Below are 21,004 nucleotides of genomic sequence, written 5' to 3' on the forward strand. Positions count from 1 at the left end.
CGAGATGAGCAGCACCCGCAGGACCAAGGTCGCCGTCATCGGATCGGGCAACATCGGCACCGACCTGATGATCAAGATCATGCGCACCGCGCAGCACCTCGAGATGGGGGTCATGGTCGGCATCGACCCCGCCTCCGACGGCCTCGCCCGCGCCGCCCGCCTCGGCTTCGAGACCACCGCCGAAGGCGTCGACGGCCTCCTCAAGTCGCCGCAGATCGACGACATCGGCCTCGTCTTCGACGCCACCTCCGCCGGCGCGCACCGGTACAACGACGCCAAGCTGCGCCCGCTGGGCATCAGGGTGATCGACCTGACGCCGGCCGCGATCGGGCCGTACGTCGTCCCGGCGGTCAACCTGGACGAGCACCTCGACGCGCCGAACGTCAACATGGTCACCTGCGGCGGTCAGGCCACCATCCCCGTCGTGGCCGCGATCAGCCGGGTCGTCCCGGTGGCGTACGCCGAGATCGTCGCCTCGATCGCCTCGAAGTCGGCCGGCCCCGGCACCCGGGCCAACATCGACGAGTTCACCGAGACCACCTCCTCGGCGATCGTGCGGGTCGGCGGCGCCGAGCGCGGCAAGGCGATCATCATCCTCAACCCGGCCGAACCGCCCCTGATGATGCGCGACACGGTCTTCGCCCTGGCCACCCTGCCCGCCGGTGAGGACGGCGAGACCGCGAAGGCGCAGATCACCGCGTCGGTACGGAAGATGGTCGCCGAGGTCTCGGCGTACGTCCCCGGCTACCGCATGGTCCAGGACGTCCAGATCACCGAGATCCCGGCCGACCAGCCGGTCGAGACGCTGCTCGCGGAGGGCGCGACCACCCGGCCCACCCACCAGGTCTCCGTCTTCCTCAGGGTCGAGGGCGCGGGCATGTACCTCCCGGCGTACGCCGGAAACCTCGACATCATGACCTCGGCCGCGGTGCGGATGGCCGAGCAGATCGCCGCCGCGAAGGAGGCCGCGAAGTGAACACCCCGATCTTCGTCCAGGACGTCACGCTCCGGGACGGCATGCACGCCGTCCGGCACCGCATCACTCCCGACGACGTCAAGCGGATCGTCGCGGCCCTGGACGAGGCCGGTGTCGACGCGATCGAGGTCGCCCACGGTGACGGCCTCGCCGGCGGCTCGGTCAACTACGGCCCCGGCTCCCACACCGACTGGGAGTGGATCGAGGCCGCCGCCTCCGTCCTCAGGCGCGCCCGCCTCACCACCCTGCTGCTTCCGGGCGTGGGCACGGTGGACGAGTTGAGGCACGCCTACGACCTCGGCGTCCGCTCGGTGCGCGTGGCCACCCACTGCACCGAGGCCGACATCTCCGCGCAGCACATCGCCGCCGCCCGCGAGCTCGGCATGGACGTCTCCGGCTTCCTGATGCTCTCCCACATGGCCGAGCCCGAACAGCTCGCGCGGCAGGCGAAGTCGATGGAGTCGTACGGCGCCCAGTGCGTGTACGTCACCGACTCCGGCGGCCGCCTCACGATGAACGACGTCGCCGCCCGGGTCCGCGCCTACCGCGACCTCCTCGACCCGGACACCGAGATCGGCATCCACGCCCACGAGAACCTCTCGCTCTCCGTCGCCAACTCGGTCGTCGCCGTCGAGAACGGCGTCCGCCGCGTCGACGCCTCCCTCGCCGGCCACGGCGCCGGCGCCGGCAACTGCCCCCTCGAGGCCTTCATCGCCGTCGCCGACCTCTCGGGCTTCCGGCACGGCTGCGACCTGTTCAAGCTGCAGGACGCCGCCGACGACCTCGTCCGCCCCCTCCAGGACCGCCCCGTCCGCGTCGACCGCGAAACCCTCACCCTCGGCTACGCCGGCGTCTACTCCAGCTTCCTCCGCCACGCGGAGACCGCCGCCCGCCGCTACGACGTCGACGTCCGCGCCATCCTGCTGGAATGCGGCCGCCGCCGCCTGGTCGGCGGCCAGGAGGACATGATCCTGGACATCGCCCTGGGCCTGACGGCGGCCCACTGACCCGTCCGTCCCCCGGCACGCGTGCCGGGCCGAAGAGACGATCCAGCCTTGCCTCTCGGCCCGGCCGCAGCCCGACCCCTGGTGGCGGCGCCGCCTGAGCCCGCCCGACCTCCAGTAGCCGGCACGGGGGCGACAACGTACGGCTGGTCGTCCTAGAAGGGTTCGGCCGCCCGAAGAACCGCCTGCGGCAGGTACGGCGACTCGACCCGGATGGCCCAGCCGCGGCGCCGCGCGTGGCAGGCCAGGGCGAGGATGTCGAGGTTGACCGAGGCGTCCGGATCGTCGGCGCGGTCGGCGACCCGGTAATGGTCGCGGTGGGCCTCGAGCGCGTCGGCCAGGGCCAGGTTGAAGCTCTCCTCGTCGCCCTCCACGAGCTGCGAAAGCAGCACGGCCGGCGGCATGGCGAACCCCCAGTCCTTCGCCTTCTCCGCCTGATCCAGCGCCCGTTGCGCGGCCGCCTCCGGATCCGTGCCCTTCAGATACGCGTGGAGGGCTTCGCGGTACGCGGTGAAGGCCGAGCCGTCCGGGCGGGCGAAGGCGGGGCCGGTGAGAACCAGCGGGGCGAGATCCTCGCGTACACCGGTGATGAGGGCGAGGGCCGTGGCCGTCTGCCAGTTGCCCGCGCCGGCGTCCTCGCCCCGCTTCGCCTCGTACCGCAGCGTCCGGCCGCCGACGGTCACCTCGACCTCGGTGCCCGGCTCCGCGAGGGCGATGCGGAACAGGGCCGCCCCCGTCTGGGAGGCCACCCGGAGGTGCGCGAGCCGGGCGTCCGTGACGCCCTCCGGGGTCCCCGCATGCCATTTGAACAGGCGCTCCTGATCGCCCATCACGCTGCTGAGCAGCCAGACGGCGAGGGGCTCTCCCGCATCGGGGGTGAACGCCTGCTGGACGTGCTGCTCGTACACGACCTCGAGCCGCGGATTCACCGTCCACGCACACCCCGGCCGCTCCACCACCAGCGGGCCCTCCGCGAGCGCGGCGACCGCGTCCGGCCGCCGGTCCCTGCCGAACCCGGCGACCCGCGGGCCCCGGGACTCGAAGCCGGTGACCAGCGCGTGCGGCAGGTAGTCGGTGTGGACGGCCGGAGTCCAGCCCAGGCTCCGGTACGCGAGCGCGGCCAGGGCGATGGGCACGAGGGGGAGCAGGCTGCTCGGCCGGGCCGACACGCCGTGCACGCTGCTGTGCCGGACCAGGAGATCGGCCAGCGCGGCGTCGAAGGCGCCCCGGTCCTCGGCGGCCAGGGCGCGCACGGTGCGCAGCGCCGCGCTGTTCGACTGCTCCAGGAGGGGCTCGCCGGTCTCCACCGCGCGGGCCCGGACGCGGTCGAGCGCCGCGTCGACGGCGGCGAGCTTGGCCTGCGCGCTCGGCGGGTACTCCTCGTCGTCGCCGGTGTCGTCCAGGAACACGGCCGTCAGCGCGGTGGCGAGCTCACCGAGCGGCGTGCCCTGCACCCGCTCGGCGAACTTCTGCCGGGCGAAGTGGAAGGCCTCGCCGTGCCACGTGGCCTTGTCCCTGAGGACCGCCAGACACAGCGCGTCGATCCAGTCGCCGGGCGTCACGCTCTCCGGGGGAGCGTCCTCACCCGGGTCGTAGCTCATCCCGAAGTTCACGTAGTCCAGGAAGATCTGGAAGCTGCAGTGCGGGTGGTACGCCGCGTAGGCGACCGCGCCGGCCGCGGCCTCCGAGGCGTCCTTGAGGGCGGCCTTCGCCTCCGGGGTGTCCAGGTCGGGCGTCTCGACGGACAGCGCGCCGAGGTACTCGAGGAACTCCTCGGCGATCGACTGCCATTCGTAGGTGGCCATCCGGCCGCCCCGGGACATGGACCGCACCTGGCCCCCGATCCGGTTCGTGAAGTCCTCGCGCGCCGCCGACACGACGGCCCCGCCCACCTGGTGACGCTCTATCCGCACTGCCCCGCTCCTTGATCGACTCTCGGGCACAGCCTAGACGCGGGGTCCGACAGCCCGGCCACCGTCAGGGCAGCGGGCGGTCGTCGACCACGTTCTTCATCACGAGCGTGGACGTCAGGCGCTGGACACCGGGCAGCCGGGCGAGCTGCCGGTCGTACAGCTGCTGGAAGGCCGGGAGGTCGGTGGTGGCGACCCGCAGGAGGTAGTCGGGTTCGCCGAAAAGCCGCTGGGCCTGCAGCACGTGGGGGATGGCGGCGACGGCCTCCTCGAAGGCGGTGACGGTGTCGGGGTCCTCCCAGCGCAGGGTGACGAAGACGAGCGTCTCGAAGTTCAGGCCGACGGCGCTCGGGTCCACCACGGCGCGGTAGCCGCGGATGGCGCCCTCGCGTTCCAGGTCGCGCAGCCGGCGGTGGCAGGGCGACACGCTGAGCTGCACACGGGCGGCCAGTTCGGTGACCGTGAGGCGGCCGTCGAGCTGCAGCTCGGTAAGAATCTTCCGGTCCAGGGCATCCATGGAGAAGATTCTCCCCCGAATCCCGCGATCATGGGGTAAGAACGCAAACACTTTCGGGCATATCCGCCCTAGCCTTCCCACGCACAGCAAGAAGAGTGAGAAGGAACCGAGGGAACCATCGTGGACACGACGACACTGGCGGCCTTTTTGGCAGTGGACCTGCTGCTGGTGTTCACCCCGGGCGCGGACTGGGCCTACGCGATCTCCGCGGGCCTGCGGGACCGCTCGGTCGTCCCCGCCGTCGCCGGCCTGATCGTCGGGCACACGGCGTACGCGCTGATGGCGGTCGCCGGCCTGGCGGTGATCGTGGCGAACTCGCCGAACGTGCTCACGGCGCTGACCGTCGCCGGCGCCGGCTACCTGCTGTGGCTGGGCTGGGGCGTGTTCCGGCAGCCCGCCACGCCGGCGGCCGCCGGGGCAGGGGGCCAAGGGGCGGCGGGGGTCTCCCGGCTGCGGACCGTGATCAAGGGCGCCGGGACCAGCGGCCTGAACCCCAAGGCGCTGCTGCTGTACTTCTCCCTGTTCCCGCAGTTCATCGACCCGGCCACGGGCTGGCCGGTCACCGCGCAGACCGGACTCCTGAGCACCGTGCACCTGACGGTGTGCGCCGTCGTCTACCTCGCCGTCGGCGTGCTCGCCCGCACGGTGCTCACGACCCGGCCCTCGGCAGCCCGGGCGGTCTCCCGGGTCTCCGGCGCCATGATGATCGCCATCGGCGCGCTCCTGCTGGCGGAACGCCTGATCGCCTGACGGCGCCTGATGCCCTGATGGCGCCGGGTGATCGCCGGCTGTCGGCGCCGGGGCGCGGGACCCGCCCCGGCGCCCGGGGCTCAGCTCAGGGTCTTGAGCGCGGCCGCGTCGTACGGCTTCAGCTCGTCACTCCGCCCCGCCAGGACCTTGGCCGCCCACTCCGGGTCCTGGAGCAGGGCGCGGCCGACGGCAACCATGTCGAACTCGTCGCGCTCCATGCGGTCGAGGAGGTTGTCGAGGCTGCCGAGCTCCGCGCCCTCGCCCGCGAAGGCGCGGATGAAGTCGCCGTCGAGGCCGACCGAACCGACCGTGATCGTCGGCCGACCGGTGAGCTTCTTGGTCCAGCCGGCCAGGTTCAGGTCCGAGCCCTCGAACTCCGGGAGCCAGTAGCGGCGCGTCGAGGCGTGGAAGGCGTCGACGCCGGCCGCGGCGAGCGGGGCCAGGATCGCCTCAAGGTCCTGCGGGGTCTCGGCGAGCCGCGCGTCGTACGCCTCCTGCTTCCACTGCGAGTAGCGGAAGATCACCGGGAAGTCGGGGGAGATGGCCGCGCGGACCGCGGCGACGATCTCGGCCCCGAACTTCGTACGGGCCACGGAGTCGCCGCCGTACGCGTCGGTGCGGCGGTTCGTCCGCTCCCACAGGAACTGGTCGACGAGGTAGCCGTGGGCGCCGTGCAGCTCGACGCCGTCGAAGCCGATGCGCTCGGCGGCCGCGGCGGCCTCGGCGAAGGCGCCGATGACGTCGTCCAGGTCGCTCTGGGTCATCGCCTTGCCCGTGCCCTCGGTGCCGTCGACGCGGATACCGGAGGGGCCCACGGCGGGGGCGTCGGCGTACGGCGCCTGGCCCTGCTGGCGCACCATGCCGATGTGCCACAGCTGCGGCACGATCGTGCCGCCCGCCTCGTGCACGGCCGCGGCGACCTTCGCCCACCCCGCCAGCTGCTCCTCGCCGTGGAACCGCGGCACCCGGTCGCTCTGCCCGGCGGACTCGTGGCCGACGTAGGTGCCCTCGGTGACGATCAGGCCCACGCCGGCGGCGGCGCGGCGGGCGTAGTACGACTGCACGTCCTCACCGGGAACGCCGCCGGGGGAGAACATGCGCGTCATCGGCGCCATCGCGATGCGGTTCGGGACGGTCAGGCCGTTCAGCGCGATGGGCCGGGAAAGGATCTCGGCGGCGCGGGAGGCGGGGGACGCGGTGACGGTCACGGGGACGCTCCTCATGGCTACTGCTTGACAACCTTGATGCTTGAGAACTTCATGCAACGAAATGAAGGTAGAGGTAGATATTTGAGGTAGTCAAGTTTCTCGCGGTAGAGTGGCCCCATGACAGAAGCTCCCCGCACCGACACGCCCCGCGCCGACACCGCCCGGCTCATGGAGCTGCTCTCGGTGTCGCTCGGCGTCTACTACGGCGACTTCACCGTCGCGGCGGCGAGCGAGAACCTCACGGCGAGCCAGGGCAAGGCGCTCACCGTGCTGCGCCGGGGACCCGCCGCGATGCGCGCCCTGGCCGAGACCATGACCTGCGACGCCTCCAACATGACCGGCATCATCGACCGGCTGGAGAAGCGCGGCCTCGTCCGCCGCGAGGCCGACGCATCCGACCGGCGCGTCAAGAACGTCATCCTCACGCCCGAGGGCGAGCGCGTCACCGACGCGATCCGCGCGAAGATGCACACCACGCACGACGGCCTGGCCCGGCTCGACGACACCGACCGGGACACCCTGTACACCTTGCTGGAGCGCGTCTTCGTGTCCGGACCCGCCGTCTGACCCACCGTGCCGGCCGCCTCCCGCGTGCGGCCTCCTTCCGCGTGCGGGGGCGGCACGCTGCGGATAGCGTCGGCCGCGGCCTTGGACGCCATTTCCTAGGGAGAGAAGGGAAGGCGGTCGCGGTGTCGCGGGATCGTCGCTTGATCTTGAGTCCGCCGTCCACGGTGTGGAACCTGCTGTCCGACGGCTTTCGCTACGGGGAATGGGTCTCGGGTACGCAGCAGGTCATGGCGGTGGACCCGCACTGGCCCGACGTGGGCGCCCGCCTCCGCGTCCGCGTGGGCGTCGGCCCGCTCACCCTCGACGACACCTGTGTCGTCCGCATCTGCGAGCCCGGGCGCCGACTGGAACTGGAGGCGAAGGCAGATCCCTTCGGCGCCGCCCGCATCGCCATGAATCTGGTGCCCTGGGGCGAGCACACCCTCTTCCTCCTCGAATGGCATCCCCTGCGGGGCCCCGGCACCCGGATCCACGGGCTCCCCGTCGACTACCTCGTCTCTATCCGCAACGGCATGATGCTGACCAAGCTCGCCCGGATCGCGGTCCGCGAGCAGCAGAGCCACGAACAGCAGGGCCGCGATCCGGCCGGAGTCCCGGCCGGGACCGCCGGCCGGTGACACCTCAGAGGAACGAGGAGAGCCCGTCGAGGAACCGGTCCACGTCGTCGGCGGTGCTGTACGGCGCGAGGCCGGCCCGGAGCGCGGGGTCCTCCAGCTTCAGCGCGGTGAAGGGTTCGTACGCGTAGAACGATCCGGCCGGGGCCACGACGCCCCGCCCGGCCAGATGCACCTGGGCCTCACGGGCGTCGCGGCCCTCGAACGACATCAGCAGGGTCGGCGTACGGTCGGCCGCCTTCGAGTGCACGGTGACGGCGTCGCCCAGGGACTGCAGGCCCTCCTCGAGCCTGGTGCGCAGCGCCAGCTCGTGCCGGTGCAGGGAGTCCAGTGACTGCGCGAGCCGCTCGCGGCGCGAGACCGCCGAGCCCGGGTCGAGAGCGGCGAGGAAGTCCACCGCCGCGGTGGCCCCCGCCAGGATCTCGTAGGGCAGCGTGCCGAACTCGAAACGCTCCGGCACGGTGTCGGGCGACGGCAGGAGCTTGTCCGGGCGGAGGGTCTCCAGGACTTCCGCCCGGCCGGCGAGCACACCGCAGTGCGGTCCGAGGAACTTGTACGGCGAGCAGACGAACAGGTCGGCGCCGAGGGCGGGTATGTCCACCAGGTGGTGCGCGGCGTAGTGGACTCCGTCCACGTACACCAGGGCGCCCACCTCGTGCGCCCGGTCGGCGATCCCGCGCACGGGCGGCATGGTGCCCAGCACGTTCGAGGCCGCGGAGACCGCGACCAGCCGCGTACGGGGCGACAGCGCCCGCTCGTACGACACGAGGTCGAGCTCCGTGGTCGCCGCGTCCAGCTCGATCCAGCGGACCGTCACCCCCGCGCGCTCGGCCGCCTGGATCCAGGGCCGCACATTGCAGTCGTGATCCAGGCGGCTGAGGACGATCTCGTCGCCGGCCCGCCAGTCCTTCGCCAGATGACGGGAGAAGTCGTACGTGAGCTGGGTGGCGCTGCGCCCGTGGACGATGCCGCTCGCGGGCGTGCCCAGCAGGTCGGCACAGGCGGCGCGGAAGTCCGCCACGGCGCGCTCGGCGTTGAGCTCGGACGGGCTCACGGCTCCCCGGTTGGACAGCGGGCCGGTCAGCGTCGCCGCGATGGCCTCGGCGACGGGTCGGGGCGTCTGCGTCCCGCCGGGGCCGTCGAAGAAGGCGAGGCCGCTGTCGAGGGACGGGAAGTGGGCCCGCAGGGCGGGCAGGTCGAGGGCCATGGCCTCAGCTTTCGACGGAGGGGGTGCGCAGGCGGCGGCCTGGGTGGTGGGCGCGGAAGCGGTGGGTTTCCTAGACTCTGGCACCGTGCGTACGGACACGTAAAGCGATGGATCAAGAAGGGAGAGCTCACGGTTCATGAAAGCTCAGCCGGATCTGAAGCTCCTCGCCACGTTCCTGGCCGTGGTGCAGCACGGCTCCATGGCCGAGGCGGCGACAGCCCTCGGCTACGTGCCGTCCGCGGTCTCCCAGCACATCGCCGCGCTGGAGCGCGACCTGGGCATCGAACTGCTCGTCCGCCGCCCGGGCAGCCGGCTCATCCTGACCGCCGCCGGCCGCTCCCTCGCCCAGGCGGCCCGGACGCTCTTCGAGGCGACGGCCCGCTTCAGGGACACCGCCGACGGCATCGCCAACCGCGAGATCGCCGAACTGCGCGTCGGCGCCTACCCCAGCGCCGTGAGCCACCTGCTGCCCGGCGTCCTGACCGCTCTCCAGGCCGGCGACCGCGGCGCCGCCCGGATCCGCCTGGTCATCGTCGAGACCCACGAAGGACTGCCCAGGGTCACCTCGGGCGACCTCGATCTGCTCATCGCCTACCGGTATCTGCCCGAGGACCCGCCGGTCACCTCCCCCGAGTGGGAGATCACCTCCCTGGGGCACGAGCCACTGGTCCTCGTCGCGGGGCCGCAGCCGGGCCATCGCCCACTCGACCTGGCCGCATGCCTGGAAAGGGGATGGACCTCGGGGCATCCGCACAACCCCGATCGGCGTCTGCTGCGGCGCTGGGCCGGAGAACTGGGGATCTCCCCGGACGTCACGCTGGAGACCGAGGACCTGCACAGCATGCTCGCCATGATCAGAGCCGGCCTGGCCGTGGGCCTGATCCCCGTCACCCTGCTCGCCGAGGAGACCGGCCGGCCCACCGTCCAACGCGTCGCCCTGCCGCCGGAGTCCACACCGCTCCACCGCGAGGTCCTCGCCGTGAGCCGACCCGGCCTCCGGCCGCCGGTCATCGACGAACTGCTCGCGCTGCTCGCCGAGGCCTTGAAGGCCGTCCCGGCGTAGCGCCCGCGAGGCGGGCCGGGGCCGATGCCCCTCCCCGCCCGCATGTCACCGGCCGTCCGGGCTCTGCCGCCCCTCCGTCTCCTCCACGCCCGTCCCCCGGAAGATCGAGAACGCCTTGGTCAGGCTCTTCAGCGGCGAGGCGTTCTGCTTGGGTACCGCGGCCGTCGGCGGCGCCGCCGTGGGCGCCTGGGGCGAGCCGTTGCCCTTGGTCGCCTCGGCGAGGGCGGCGAGCGCCGACTCGGCCGCCTCCCGGTACAGGTCGCAGGACGCCGTCATGGCTTCGAGGGCCTTGGCGTACCGGGTCACCATGGCCCGGGCGTGCACCAGCTCCTCGTCCGGGGTGAGCAGGTGCCAGCCCTGGCGCAGCCGGGTCAGGACCTGCTCGGCGTCGGCCGGCATCGGCTGCGGCAGCGCCGCGAACTCCTTGATCCTGCCGAGGAGTTCGGTCGGCTCCGTGCCGTCCAGGAAGACATTGCGCACGGTGAAGTGGTCCGCCTCGTAGCCCGGAACCCGCTCTGCCGGGGCCAGGACGACGGCTCCACCGCGCGGGAGCCCCGCCCCCGCCTCCTTCTTGACCGCGAAGTCGGCGATCAGCGCCTGCTCCGGCGCGGCCCGGTGCTCGACCACCCGGTGACGCAGACTCGGCGGCAGGAACGCCGTGATCGGCTGCCGCCCCAGCACGTCCGGCGTCATCGCCTCGTGCACCACGACGTGGATGTACCAGCTCTGCCGCAGGCAGGCCCGCAGTACGCGGCGCAGCTCGTCGTCGTCCTTGGGCAGGTGGTTCGCCGCCCGCAGGCGTACGCCCGGCACCGTGTCGTGGTCGTCCCACGCGACCTGGTCGCTGTCGGGCCAGAACACGGTGGCGGGCGACGGCCAGTCCGCCTGCCACGCCCGCTCCGCCTCGGCGGCCAGGACCCAGCCGACGCTCTCACCGTCGGTACGGCGCGACTCGGGCTCGTACGTGGTCAGTTGCGCCCGCACCGTGACCCCGTCGCCGACGCGCCAGCGCGCCTCGAAGAGCCGACGGGCGGACGGGCCGGGGTCGGCGGACTCGTCCCGCGGGTACAGATCGGTGGAGCGGGCCGCCTCCACGGGGTCGAGGTCCAGGAAGTCGTCGATCACCTGGGCCGCCTTCAGCGCGATCAGGTTGCGCCGGACGTCCCGCTCGGGCTCGGGCCCGAGGTGGCGTCCGCGCCCGAGCCAGGCGGTGTCGGGGACGGGGGTCGGTGGAGTGCTGTTCTTGGCCATGGAACCGTTCGGTGGGTGAGCAGGGCGAGACCAGTATGGTCCGCCACCCGGGCGAGGGAGGCGATACCCCCGCGCCCGCCGTCACCGATCGAACGCCGGCCCGACCGGCAAGCGGCCCGATTCCCGGGTTGGGGGGCGTGCGGCGATCCCCTGCGCAACCACGTGCCGCCGGAATATGCCAACTTGCCTGCGGCGCCGTCGTTCGCTGTCCCATCGTGGAGGAGGGCGGCCCGCTCGGGCCGCCGCTCTGCGCCGCCGAGGAGGGATTCCCGCGATGTGCTGGAAGCGTGACGGATTCGAGTCGCACGAGGGCAAGGTCGGGGTGCTGCTCGCCGACGGCAGCGAGCCGGGGCCGGTCTACTTCGACATGGGCAGCGGTGCCTACTTCCACGAGTCGACGGACTGGTGGGTCTACACCGGCGACTCCCGCAGGCCGGCCGCGACGGCGATGCGGGGGAGCTGCGCGTGCGGGTGGCGCGGCGAACGGACCGTCCCGATCGACTGGAAGAAGATCAACCCCGACTACCCCCACGACTACGACGTCTCCGCGCCCGAGCGGGACTGGGAGGCCCACATGGACGACGTCGCGGCCCACGCGGTGAAACTGCCCGAGGACGTGGACACCCTGCTGAGCCGGCTGCAGGAGCGCCTCGACGAGCTCGTCGACGAACACCCGCTCGCCGTACTGAAGGCCGTCGGCGAACTCGAATCGGCCGCCGCCGTCTTCGGCCCCCTGGCCGGCCGGTTCATCACCGGCGGCCGGCAGGAGGCGATCTCCCAGGTCGCCACCGCCCTCGGCATGACCGAACAGGCCGCCGGTTCCCGCCTGCGGCACTACCAGCACCTCACCTTCTGACCGACGGCTACGACGGCGGTTCGGGCGGGAGCCGCCGCCGGGGCGCGAGCCCTTCCCGCCTGAAGGGAGCATGGTGGTGGGAGCCCAGGGGGCGAGAACGGAGGAGAGGCGTGACGTGAAGACGTTCGTGTTGATCCACGGTGCCGGAGATGTCGGCTGGTACTGGCACCTGGTCGAGGCCGAACTCCGGGCCCGCGGGCACGACGTGGTCGCTCCGGACCTCCCGGGCGACGACGACTCGCTGACCCTCGACGACTACGCCGACGCCGTGGTCGAGGCGGTCGGCGACCGCCACGGCCTCGTCGTCGTGGGCCAGTCGTTCGGCGCGTTCACCGCGCCGCTCGTCGCGGCACGCCGCCCCGTCGAGGCGCTGGTGCTGGTCGCCGGAATGATCCCCGAGCCGGGGGAGTCACCCGACCAGTGGTGGGGCGACACCGGCTACGCCGACGCCGTCAGGCGCCAGGCCGCCCGGGACGGCGGCCTCACCGGCAGTGACGACCCCTACGTCGCGTTCTACCACGACGTGCCCCGCCCACCGGCCGAGGAGGCGATGAGCAGGGAACGGGCACACCCTTCGCCGGCCGCGTCGGCCCAGCCCTGGCCGCTCGACACCTGGCCGGCCGTGCCGACGGGATGCGTCCTGTGCACGGAAGACCGCTTTCTGCCGCCCGACTTCCTGCGCCGGCTCGTGCGAGAACGCCTCGGTGTGGTCCCGTACGAGATCGCCGCGAGCCATTGCGTCGCGCTCAGCCGCCCCGTCGAGCTGGCCGACCTGCTGGTCGCCTGCCTGCCACCTGCCCCCGACGAGCCTCGACAACCCTTGAGGCCCATGCCATGATCACCGGATGACCGCTGTCCGAAAGGCCCATGCCGCGTAAGCGGCCCGGCGCGCTCCGCGCCCAGAACCAGATGCCCCGCCGGATGTACGGGAGCGCCGGCGCGCCCCCGCGTATCGACCGGCTTTCCGGCCGGACGGCGTCCGCGATCCACGCGGAAGAGTCCCGCCGCCCCCGCGACGAAGGCCTCGGACCCGGCGACACCCGCATCGCCCTGAAGTGCTTCCGGACCTTCCTGGCCCGACCGGGGCGCCCCCTGTACGTGCGCCGCACCGTCTGCGGCTGCGACGACTGCGAACTGGGCGAGAACGTGGCCGTGGCCCGCGACCTCCTCGCGCTGGTCCTGTCCCGGCTTCCGCCGCACCGTGCGCGCCGTGAACTGGCGGCCCTGGTAGCGGAGTTGGACGAGGAGCTGCGGCGCAGAACGCTGCCCGACCCCTTCGCGTACCGCCAGACCTGGCGCGGGGGAGGCTGGTGGCACGGCCGGATCTACGACGAGACCTGCCACCTCTGACCGACCCCGACCCCGACCCCACCCCGCTCAGACGTTCTGCTGCACGACACCCCGGGTGGAGAAGGGGACCGGGTCGCCCCCGGTGAAGTCGCCCGGCGGAATGCCCGGATGATGGCCCTCGTTCCCCGTGGGCTGGGCATCGCCGGCGCTGAGGGTGAGGCGGGAGACGATCCGGTACCGGTCGCCGCGGTAGAGCGAATGCACGTACTCCACCGCGCGGCCGCGGGTGTCCGTGGTGAGCCGCTCGAACAGCAGCGCGGGGGAGAGCTCGGGCACGTCGAGGAGTTCGGCCTCGGCGCGGGTGACGACGGTGGGTTCGATCGACTGCACCGCCTCGTCGACCTGGAGGCCGTGCCGGTCCCGCAGATGCTCGTAGAGGTCGCCCTGCTCCAGTTCCTCACTGGTCAGGCCCGGGGCCAGATCCGCCCGGACGTGCAGGTGCTCGATCGCCATGGGGGAGCCGTCCACGAGGCGCAGGCGGGCGACGTAGAGGATCTCGGCGGCGGGGGAGATGCGGAGCTTGCGGCTGACCCGGGCACCGGCGGGCAGGGTGCTGAACTCGAGCAGCCTGCTGGTCCACACCCCGCCGGCCCGCGGCAGGCTGAAGGCGTGCTGGTCGGAGACCAGCTCCTGGGTGATCTTCTCCGCCGCCACGAACATGCCCCGGCCGTGCTCGCGCACGAGCAGCCCGGCCACGACCAGCTCGTCGACCGCCGCCCTCAGCGTGGGGCGGGACACCCCGAGTTCGGAGCAGAGGGCGCGCTCGGACGGGATGGCGTCGCCGGGACGCCGCGCCTCGATGAGCTCGAGGATCGCGTCACGGACCCGCTCGCGCTTGAGCATCGCGCCAGAGGCTGCCGCGTCGATCTCCATACGGTGCTCTCGTTCGTCGTCGGTCGATGGCTTCTCTGGTCAACTATAACTGGTCAGCTGGTCAGGTTGCAGCAGTCGTGCAGGTCCCCTGGCCGGTCGGCCGCCTGGCCGCTTCTTCACACTCGCTGGCTCAAATGTCATCTCTGCTCCGGGGGTTGACGGCGACATTGGTCCATGCCACCTTCATCCCCGCACCAACTGGTAAAGACCCGGCGGCCGATTGGTCAGGTCGAACTTTACCTCCCGTTCTCAGGCTCCCCAGAGGTGAACCGTGAAGCACCGCCCCCTTGCCCTGCTCGGCGCCATGCTGCTGAGCACCGGACTCGTCGCCTGCTCCGCGTCCGGCGGCGGCGACTCCGAGGACCACGCCGGCGGACCGACCGTCCTCGACGTGTGGCTGATGCGCGACAGCGTGTCCGAGGCCTTCCAGAAGGAGTTCGAGGCCGGCTTCGAGAAGGCTCACCCGGAGATCGACGTCAAGATCCAGATCCAGGAGTGGGAGGGCATAGGCGAGAAGGTCACCGCCGCCCTGGCCAGCAACGACGCCCCCGACGTCATCGAGGTCGGCAACACCCAGGTCGCCCAGTACGCCCAGAGCGGCGGCCTCACCGACTTCACCGGCAAGGTCACCGAACTCGGCGGCGAGTTCTGGCTCAAGGGCCTCGCCGAACCCGGATCCTGGGAGGGCCGGCAGTACGGCATCCCGTACTACGCCGCCAACCGCGTCGTCATCTACCGCACCGACCTGTTCCAGCAGGCGGGCATCGACGCCACGAAGATCAAGACACGTGACCAGTGGCTCGCCGCCACCGAGAAGCTCAACAGCAACGGCACGCAGGGCATCTACCTCCCCGGCCAGAACTGGTTCACCCTCGCCGGCTTCGTCTGGGACGAGGGCGGCGACCTCGCCGTCCAGGACGGCACCACCTGGAAGGGCGGCCTCGACAGCCCCGAAGCGCTCCGCGCCATGGAGTTCTACAAGCGGCTCCAGGCCCTCGGCAAGGGCCCCAAGGACTCCGACGAGTCCCGCCCGCTCCAGGCCGAGGTCGTGGCCAAGGGACAGATCGCCCAGGTCATCGCCGCCCCCGGCGGAGCCAACGTCATCACCCAGAGCAACCCCGCCCTCAAGGGCAAGCTCGGCTTCTTCCCCATCCCCGGCAAGACCGCCGACACCCCCGGCGCCGTGTTCACCGGCGGCTCCGACCTCGTCGTGCCCGCCGTCGCCGCGCATCAGCAGGAGGCGTACACCTTCATCAAGGAGCTCACCGGCGAGGAGTGGCAGAAGAAGCTCGCCCTGGCGATGAGCTACGTCCCCAACAAGACCAACCTGGCGGCCGCCGTCGGCTCCGACCCCGGCGCGGCGGCCATGGCGGCCGGCGCCGTCAACGGGCACGCCACGCCCAACACCCCGCAGTGGGCGGCGGTCGAGGCCAAGAACCCCATCAAGGACTACATGACCGCCGTGCTCATCGGCCGCGACGCGAAGTCCGAGGCCGCCAAGGCGTCCCGGTCCATCACCACCACGCTGAACAGCGGTTCCTGACCGATGCCCGCCGCCAGGTCCTCCCGGCGCCCGCCCCGCAGACGCCCGCTCACCCTCGGCCCCTACCTGCTGATCGCACCGGCGGTCCTGGGCATGCTCTACCTCCTGCTCTATCCGTTCGGCCGCGCCCTGCTCATCTCCTTCCAGGACTTCCGGCTGCGCGAACTGATCAGGGGCCACGCCGAGTTCGTGGGTCTGCGCAACTACCAGACCCTGTGGGCCGACCCCAGATTCTGGGCCGTCGTCCGCCGCACCTTCCTCTTCATGGCCGTCAACGTGATCACCATCGTGATCCTCTCCACCCTGGTCGCCCTGATGATCGAACGGCTCGGCAGGACCGGCCGGGCCGTGGTCCTGAGCTCACTGGTCCTGGTGTGGGCGGTGCCCGTCGTGGCCGCCACCACCGTCTTCCAGTGGCTGTTCCACTCCGAGTTCGGCATCGTCAACGAAACCCTCACCGACCTCGGCTTCACCTCCTTCGAGGGCTACACCTGGTTCGCCGACGGCAGCGCCGCGTTCACCATCCTGGTCGTCCTCATCGTCTGGCAGTCGGTGCCGTTCGCCGCCATCACCCTCTACTCGGCCCTCACCACCGTGCCCGAGGAGCTCTACGAATCCGCCCGCCTCGACGGCGCCGGCGCCCTGCGGATCTTCCGCTCCGTGACCTTCCCCCTCGTGCGACCGATCTTCATGCTGGTGGTCTCCCTGGAGGTGATCTGGACCTTCAAGGCCTTCGTCCAGATCTGGGTGATGACCCGCGGCGGGCCGGGCGACGCGACCACGATCCTTCCGGTGTACGCCGTACAGACCGCACTCGCCAACCAGCGCTACGACCTGGGATCGGCCGCCTCCATGGTCACCGTCCTGCTCATGAGCGGCGTCCTCGTCCTCTACTTCCGCCAACTGTTCCGCCAGGAAGGGGAGCACCTGTGACCCCTGTGACCCCTGTGACCCCTGTGACCCTTGTGCCCGCCACCCGCAGGCCCGCCCTGCGACGCGCCCTGCGCCGGCTCCCGCTTCATGCGTCGGCCACGCTGACCGTGGCGATCTGCCTCTTCCCCGTGTACTGGATGGTCACCACCGCCCTCAAGCCGTCCCGGGACATCCAGTCCTACGAACCCCGCCTCTTCCCCTCGGAATGGACCCTCGACCACTTCCGCGCGGCGGTCCGGGCCGACCACTTCGCCCTGTTCTGGCGCAACAGCATCCTGGTCACCCTCGGCGCCGTACTCCTGGCCCTGGTCGTCGCCCTCGGCGCGGCATACGCGGTCGCGAGGCTGCGCTGGCGCGGCCGCAGGCAGTTCATGCTGGCGGTGTTCATCGCCCAGATGGCGCCGTGGGAATCACTGATCATCCCCATCTACATCATCTCCCGCGACACCGGCATGCTCGACCGGCTGCCCACCCTCACCCTGATCTACTTCATGATCACCCTGCCGTTCACCGTGGTGGTCCTCCGCGGCTTCATCGCCGGCATACCACCCGAACTGGAAGAGGCGGCGCAGGTCGACGGCTGCACCCGGGTGGGCGCCTTCCGCCGGGTCGCGTTCCCCCTGCTCGCCCCCGGCCTGATGGCCACCTCGCTCTTCGGATTCATCACCGCCTGGAACGAGTTCACCTACGCCAACTTCCTCATCATCAAACAGCAGGACAGCCGCACCCTGCCCGTCTGGCTCTCCTCCTTCCAGACGACCTTCGGCACGGACTGGGGCGCCACCATGGCGGCCTCCACGCTCTTCGCACTGCCCGCACTGATCGTCTTCCTCGCCCTGCAGCGCCATGTGACCTCCGGCCTCACCGCCGGAGGAGTCAAGGGCTAGGGGGTGTCTCGCCGATCTTGCCGGGCTCGCGACGCCTGGCACCGCGCCTCGCCGCGTTGTCGTCGGTCGGCAACGCTCCGCGTTGACTCCCTCCTCCGCCTTGCGATCCACGGCACTGGGGGTACCACCCAGGCGAAGCTCTGGGGGAGCCGCTCGCTGATCCGGCCTGATCGGCAAGACACCCCCTAGGCCGACAGCCAGGGCCCGTCCGGCACCTCCGCACCACCCCGCCCGCCCGCGCCCCGTCGAACTCCGGGAGACACGTCCCGTGGACCTGCTCAACCACGCACCCCCACGCCCCGATCGCGCCCTCGTCCCCCGCCCGAGCCGGCTCGCCGCCCGTCCCGGCCGATTCCGCCTCGACCACACCACCCGGCTGCGCGTCGCCCCCGGCGCCGAAGGCGCGGCCGATCTGCTGCGCACGTATCTCGCGCCCGTCACCGGACCGGGCCGTCTGGAGCACGCCGAGGACGGCGCCTTCGTCCTCGCTCTCGATCCCGCCCTGACAGGCCTTGGAGAGGAGGGGTACGGACTGACCGTCAGCTCCGGCGGAGTGCTCATGCGCGCCGCCCGCCCGACCGGACTGCTGCGCGGCGTCCAGACGGTACGTCAGCTCCTGCCGTACGAAGCCCTGTCGGCGCCGTACGGGCAGGGGGCGGAGCGGCGGGCCGGGCAGCGGGCCGGGCGGGGCGCCGAGCTGCCGGGCGTGGAGATCACGGACGTACCCGCGCACCCCTGGCGCGGCATGCTGCTCGACGTCGCCCGCCACTTCCAGCCCGTGTCCTACCTGCGCCGCTTCGTCGACCTCCTCGCCCTGCACAAGCTGAACGTCCTCCAGCTGCACCTCACCGACGACCAGGGCTGGCGGATGCCGGTCGACGCCTACCCCCGGCTCACCGAGATCGGCGGCCGGCGCGCACAGTCGATGGTCGGCCCCGCCGGCAGCGAGCAATTCGACGGACGTCCGCACGGCGGCTCGTACACCCACGCCGAACTCGCCGGCCTCGTCGCCTACGCCGCCGCACGCGGTGTCACCGTGGTACCCGAGGTCGGGGTCCCCGGGCACGTACGGGCCGCGCTCGCCGCCTACCCCGAACTCGGCAACCACCCGGACACGCGCCTCGACGTGTGGACGCACTGGGGCGTCTGCCCCAACGTGCTCGGCGTCGGCGACCACGTCCTCGACTTCTTCCGCACCGTCCTCGACGAGGTGATGGACCTCTTCCCCTCGCCGTACATCCACATCGGCGGCGACGAAGTCCCCACGGCCGAATGGGAGTCCAGCCCGGCCGCCGTCGCCCGCGCCGCACGGGAGGGGCTGTCCGGTCCGCGGGAGCTGCACAGCTGGTTCATGGCGAGCATGGCCGACCATGTCGTACGGGCCGGCCGGCGCCCGGTCGCCTGGGCCGAGGACGCCACCACCCTGCCCCTGACCTGCACGGTGATCAGCTGGCGTACCCCACGACACGCCTGGGCGGCGGCCCGCCGGGGACACGACGTCATCCACGCCGACCACCGCTCGACCTACTTCGACTACGCACGCGCCCCCGGCCCCGGTGAACCCCCCGCCCAGCCGGGCCACACCCTCGGCCTGCGGACCGTGTACGGCGTGGACCTCGTCCCGCCGGCCGGCGAGCCGCCGCTCTCCGGGAGGGTCCTGGGCACCCAGGGCCAGCTGTGGACCGAGTTCGTGCCCACTCCCGCGCACATCGAATACCTCACCTACCCCCGCCTGTGCGCCCTCGCCGAGCGGGCGTGGGCCCCCACCGGCGACTGGCGGGACTTCCGGACCCGGCTCGACGGCCACCGGGCGCGGCTCACCTCACTCGGCGTCCCGCACGACACGCTCCCGAACCGGCCCGCACCCGCCCCCGCATGACGAAACGTCCCGCCGCTCCACCCGCACACCCCCACGAACCCTCCCGCGGAGCGCGGGAGCGAACGAAGAACGAAAGGAAACGCCGGATGAGTACCCGGAGCACCAGCCGTACCACCAGCCGCAGCGCCCGTGCGGCCCTCGCCCTCATCGCCCTCGTCGGCAGCGCCGCCCTGGCCACCCTGCCCCTCACCACCGCCTCCGCCGCCTCGGGCGACGGACTCGCCGTCCAGTACCGCACCAGCGCCACCGGCGCCACCGCCGACCAGACCGAGCCGTGGCTCAAGCTGCGCAACACCGGCACCACCACCGTCCAGCTCAGCCAGGTCAAGATCCGCTACTACTTCAAGGCCGACTCCCCGACCGCCACCTACCGCTTCGCCTGTTCCTGGGCGGTCAAGGGCTGCTCCGTCATCACGGGCACCTTCGGCACGCTCGCGAACCCGACCGCCACGGCCGACCGCTACCTGGAGATCGGCTTCACCCCGGGGGCCGGCACCCTCGCCCCCGGCGCCGACACCGGCGACATGCAGCTGCGCTTCTACCAGTCCACCTGGCAGACCCTGACCCAGAGCGACGACTACTCCTTCAGCGGCACCCAGCTCGCCTACGCCGACTGGACCAAGGTCACCGCCCAGATCGCCGGAACGAACGTATGGGGCACCGCCCCCGCCGGGAACGAGCCGACCGACCCGCCCACCCCCACCGACCCGCCGACCCCGACCGACCCGCCCACCGGCAGCGGCCAGACCCTCTTCGACGACTTCTCCTACGCCTCGCACACCGACCCGGCCCTCGCCGGCCACGGCTGGAACGTGCGCTCCAACTCCGGCGGCCCCGGTGTCCCCGGCGCCACCTGGGACCCGTCCAAGGTCACCTTCGTCAACCAGAGCGGCAACACGGTGATGAACCTGGAGACCTCCAGCGCCGGCACCGGCTCCACCACCACGCACACCGAAGTCCTCACCAAGGCCACGAAGTTCAAGAACGGCACCTACGCGGCCCGGGTGAAGTTCTCCGACGCGCCGAAGTACGGCCCCGACGGTGACCGCATCGTCCAGACCTTCTTCACCATCAACGACCTCAAGGCCCCGATGGCCGACGACTACGCCGAGTACGACTTCGAGTACCTGCCCAACGGCGGCTGGGGCGAGCCCGCGAACATCCTGTACACGACCTCCTGGGAGACCTACAACCCCGACCCCTGGCAGGCCGTCAATCAGCACAGCGAGAGCCGGCAGAGCTTCGCCGGCTGGCACGATCTCGTCGTCACCATCGACGACAGCAGGATCACCTACTACATCGACGGCGCCGTCTTCGGCACCCACGACGCCGCCTACCTGCCCGAACGGCCCATGTCCATCAACTTCAACCAGTGGCTGATCGACCTCAACGGCCAGCCGTCCACCACGCCGCGCGCCTACGACCAGCAGGTCGACTACGTCCTGCACGTCAAGGACCAGGTCCTCACCCCGGCCCAGGTCACCGCCAAGATCGCCGCCCTGCGCAGCGCCGGCACGACCTTCGTCGACGAGGTGCCCGCCTCCTGACCGAGGCCGGCCCACCGGGCCGCTCCGGCCGTACGGGTGCCAGGAACCGTACGGCCGGAGCGGCCCCGC

General features: G+C 71.8%; 20 protein-coding genes. 14 read left to right on the plus strand and 6 right to left on the minus strand.

The window, feature by feature from the left end; all coding sequences use genetic code 11:
- Positions 1–4 precede the first annotated feature (4 nt).
- Positions 5–976: an acetaldehyde dehydrogenase (acetylating) gene (locus JAO84_RS35700; RefSeq protein ID WP_370416597.1), complete on the plus strand. Its 972-nt coding sequence runs from the start codon at positions 5–7 to the stop codon at positions 974–976.
- Positions 973–1,983: a 4-hydroxy-2-oxovalerate aldolase gene (dmpG, locus tag JAO84_RS35705; RefSeq protein ID WP_370416598.1), complete on the plus strand. Its 1,011-nt coding sequence runs from the start codon at positions 973–975 to the stop codon at positions 1,981–1,983. Before JAO84_RS35700 ends, dmpG begins: the two co-directional genes overlap by 4 nt.
- Positions 1,984–2,135: 152 nt before the next feature.
- Here the strand turns inward: dmpG and JAO84_RS35710 are convergent, their stop codons facing one another.
- Positions 2,136–3,872, minus strand: a complete 1,737-nt coding sequence (locus JAO84_RS35710) for an immunity 49 family protein (RefSeq protein WP_370416955.1) — start codon at positions 3,870–3,872, stop codon at positions 2,136–2,138.
- 85 nt (positions 3,873–3,957) lie between these two features.
- Entirely contained in the window at positions 3,958–4,407 is a 450-nt protein-coding gene (locus tag JAO84_RS35715; RefSeq protein ID WP_265867214.1) for an Lrp/AsnC family transcriptional regulator, read from the minus strand.
- Positions 4,408–4,527: 120 nt separating this feature from the next.
- Here JAO84_RS35715 and JAO84_RS35720 point away from each other — a divergent pair, with 120 nt between their 5' ends.
- On the plus strand, positions 4,528–5,157 hold the full coding sequence (locus JAO84_RS35720) for a LysE family translocator (protein WP_370416599.1): 630 nt from the start codon (positions 4,528–4,530) through the stop codon (positions 5,155–5,157).
- Between the two features lie 80 nt (positions 5,158–5,237).
- On the opposite strand, the gene JAO84_RS35725 is transcribed toward JAO84_RS35720, so the two are convergent.
- Complete coding sequence (locus tag JAO84_RS35725; protein WP_370416600.1) at positions 5,238–6,365, minus strand: NADH:flavin oxidoreductase; 1,128 nt, start codon at positions 6,363–6,365, stop codon at positions 5,238–5,240.
- Positions 6,366–6,533: 168 nt separating this feature from the next.
- Here JAO84_RS35725 and JAO84_RS35730 point away from each other — a divergent pair, with 168 nt between their 5' ends.
- The gene (locus JAO84_RS35730; RefSeq protein ID WP_370416956.1) at positions 6,534–6,932 is read left to right on the plus strand and encodes a MarR family winged helix-turn-helix transcriptional regulator; all 399 of its coding nucleotides are present in this window, start codon (positions 6,534–6,536) and stop codon (positions 6,930–6,932) included.
- 122 nt (positions 6,933–7,054) lie between these two features.
- Positions 7,055–7,549 carry an SRPBCC family protein gene (locus JAO84_RS35735; RefSeq protein WP_370416601.1) on the plus strand — a complete coding sequence of 165 codons (495 nt, stop codon included), beginning with the start codon at positions 7,055–7,057 and terminating at the stop codon, positions 7,547–7,549.
- A gap of 4 nt (positions 7,550–7,553) precedes the next feature.
- On the opposite strand, the gene JAO84_RS35740 is transcribed toward JAO84_RS35735, so the two are convergent.
- Positions 7,554–8,753 carry a cysteine desulfurase-like protein gene (locus JAO84_RS35740; RefSeq protein WP_370416602.1) on the minus strand — a complete coding sequence of 400 codons (1,200 nt, stop codon included), beginning with the start codon at positions 8,751–8,753 and terminating at the stop codon, positions 7,554–7,556.
- A gap of 136 nt (positions 8,754–8,889) precedes the next feature.
- On the opposite strand from JAO84_RS35740, the gene JAO84_RS35745 reads away from it, so the two are divergent.
- Positions 8,890–9,816, plus strand: a complete 927-nt coding sequence (locus tag JAO84_RS35745; protein ID WP_370416603.1) for a LysR family transcriptional regulator — start codon at positions 8,890–8,892, stop codon at positions 9,814–9,816.
- Between the two features lie 45 nt (positions 9,817–9,861).
- Here the strand turns inward: JAO84_RS35745 and JAO84_RS35750 are convergent, their stop codons facing one another.
- Positions 9,862–11,067 (minus strand): hypothetical protein, encoded by a 1,206-nt coding sequence (locus JAO84_RS35750; protein WP_370416604.1) that lies wholly within the window; start codon positions 11,065–11,067, stop codon positions 9,862–9,864.
- A 274-nt stretch (positions 11,068–11,341) separates the two neighbouring features.
- On the opposite strand from JAO84_RS35750, the gene JAO84_RS35755 reads away from it, so the two are divergent.
- The 3 genes from JAO84_RS35755 (at position 11,342) to JAO84_RS35765 (ending at position 13,273) form a co-directional block, all read left to right on the plus strand.
- The gene (locus JAO84_RS35755; RefSeq protein WP_370416605.1) at positions 11,342–11,923 is read left to right on the plus strand and encodes a hypothetical protein; all 582 of its coding nucleotides are present in this window, start codon (positions 11,342–11,344) and stop codon (positions 11,921–11,923) included.
- Positions 11,924–12,038: 115 nt separating this feature from the next.
- Positions 12,039–12,761, plus strand: coding sequence for an alpha/beta fold hydrolase (locus JAO84_RS35760; RefSeq protein WP_370416606.1), 723 nt, complete (start codon positions 12,039–12,041; stop codon positions 12,759–12,761).
- Between the two features lie 29 nt (positions 12,762–12,790).
- On the plus strand, positions 12,791–13,273 hold the full coding sequence (locus tag JAO84_RS35765; protein ID WP_370416607.1) for a hypothetical protein: 483 nt from the start codon (positions 12,791–12,793) through the stop codon (positions 13,271–13,273).
- Between the two features lie 27 nt (positions 13,274–13,300).
- Here the strand turns inward: JAO84_RS35765 and JAO84_RS35770 are convergent, their stop codons facing one another.
- Positions 13,301–14,146 (minus strand): GntR family transcriptional regulator, encoded by an 846-nt coding sequence (locus JAO84_RS35770; protein WP_265867205.1) that lies wholly within the window; start codon positions 14,144–14,146, stop codon positions 13,301–13,303.
- A 271-nt stretch (positions 14,147–14,417) separates the two neighbouring features.
- Between JAO84_RS35770 and JAO84_RS35775 the strand changes: the two genes are divergently transcribed.
- The 5 genes from JAO84_RS35775 to JAO84_RS35795 all read left to right on the plus strand — a co-directional run bounded on the left by JAO84_RS35775 (position 14,418) and on the right by JAO84_RS35795 (position 20,935).
- Positions 14,418–15,689, plus strand: a complete 1,272-nt coding sequence (locus JAO84_RS35775) for an extracellular solute-binding protein (RefSeq protein ID WP_370416608.1) — start codon at positions 14,418–14,420, stop codon at positions 15,687–15,689.
- Positions 15,690–15,692: 3 nt separating this feature from the next.
- Positions 15,693–16,622, plus strand: a complete 930-nt coding sequence (locus JAO84_RS35780; RefSeq protein ID WP_370416609.1) for a carbohydrate ABC transporter permease — start codon at positions 15,693–15,695, stop codon at positions 16,620–16,622.
- Positions 16,623–16,654: 32 nt separating this feature from the next.
- On the plus strand, positions 16,655–17,509 hold the full coding sequence (locus JAO84_RS35785; RefSeq protein WP_370416957.1) for a carbohydrate ABC transporter permease: 855 nt from the start codon (positions 16,655–16,657) through the stop codon (positions 17,507–17,509).
- A 268-nt stretch (positions 17,510–17,777) separates the two neighbouring features.
- A complete protein-coding gene (locus JAO84_RS35790) occupies positions 17,778–19,388 on the plus strand; it encodes a beta-N-acetylhexosaminidase (RefSeq protein ID WP_370416610.1) in 1,611 nt (536 codons plus the stop codon).
- An 86-nt stretch (positions 19,389–19,474) separates the two neighbouring features.
- Complete coding sequence (locus JAO84_RS35795; protein ID WP_370416611.1) at positions 19,475–20,935, plus strand: cellulose binding domain-containing protein; 1,461 nt, start codon at positions 19,475–19,477, stop codon at positions 20,933–20,935.
- Positions 20,936–21,004: the final 69 nt, after the last annotated feature.

It is taken from the genome of Streptomyces fradiae (genome assembly GCF_041270065.1).
GTDB lineage: Bacteria > Actinomycetota > Actinomycetes > Streptomycetales > Streptomycetaceae > Streptomyces.

What these genes read in the sequence shown, in the direction of transcription:
- JAO84_RS35700 (WP_370416597.1), top strand. Translation starts at nt 5, where the DNA reads ATGAGCAGCACCCGCAGGACCAAGGTCGCCGTCATCGGATCGGGCAAC.
- JAO84_RS35715 (WP_265867214.1), bottom strand. Translation starts at nt 4,407, where the DNA reads ATGGATGCCCTGGACCGGAAGATTCTTACCGAGCTGCAGCTCGACGGC.
- JAO84_RS35730 (WP_370416956.1), top strand. Translation starts at nt 6,534, where the DNA reads ATGGAGCTGCTCTCGGTGTCGCTCGGCGTCTACTACGGCGACTTCACC.
- JAO84_RS35740 (WP_370416602.1), bottom strand. Translation starts at nt 8,753, where the DNA reads ATGGCCCTCGACCTGCCCGCCCTGCGGGCCCACTTCCCGTCCCTCGAC.
- JAO84_RS35745 (WP_370416603.1), top strand. Translation starts at nt 8,890, where the DNA reads ATGAAAGCTCAGCCGGATCTGAAGCTCCTCGCCACGTTCCTGGCCGTG.
- JAO84_RS35750 (WP_370416604.1), bottom strand. Translation starts at nt 11,067, where the DNA reads ATGGCCAAGAACAGCACTCCACCGACCCCCGTCCCCGACACCGCCTGG.
- JAO84_RS35755 (WP_370416605.1), top strand. Translation starts at nt 11,342, where the DNA reads ATGTGCTGGAAGCGTGACGGATTCGAGTCGCACGAGGGCAAGGTCGGG.
- JAO84_RS35765 (WP_370416607.1), top strand. Translation starts at nt 12,791, where the DNA reads ATGCCGCGTAAGCGGCCCGGCGCGCTCCGCGCCCAGAACCAGATGCCC.
- JAO84_RS35770 (WP_265867205.1), bottom strand. Translation starts at nt 14,146, where the DNA reads ATGGAGATCGACGCGGCAGCCTCTGGCGCGATGCTCAAGCGCGAGCGG.
- JAO84_RS35780 (WP_370416609.1), top strand. Translation starts at nt 15,693, where the DNA reads ATGCCCGCCGCCAGGTCCTCCCGGCGCCCGCCCCGCAGACGCCCGCTC.
- JAO84_RS35795 (WP_370416611.1), top strand. Translation starts at nt 19,475, where the DNA reads ATGAGTACCCGGAGCACCAGCCGTACCACCAGCCGCAGCGCCCGTGCG.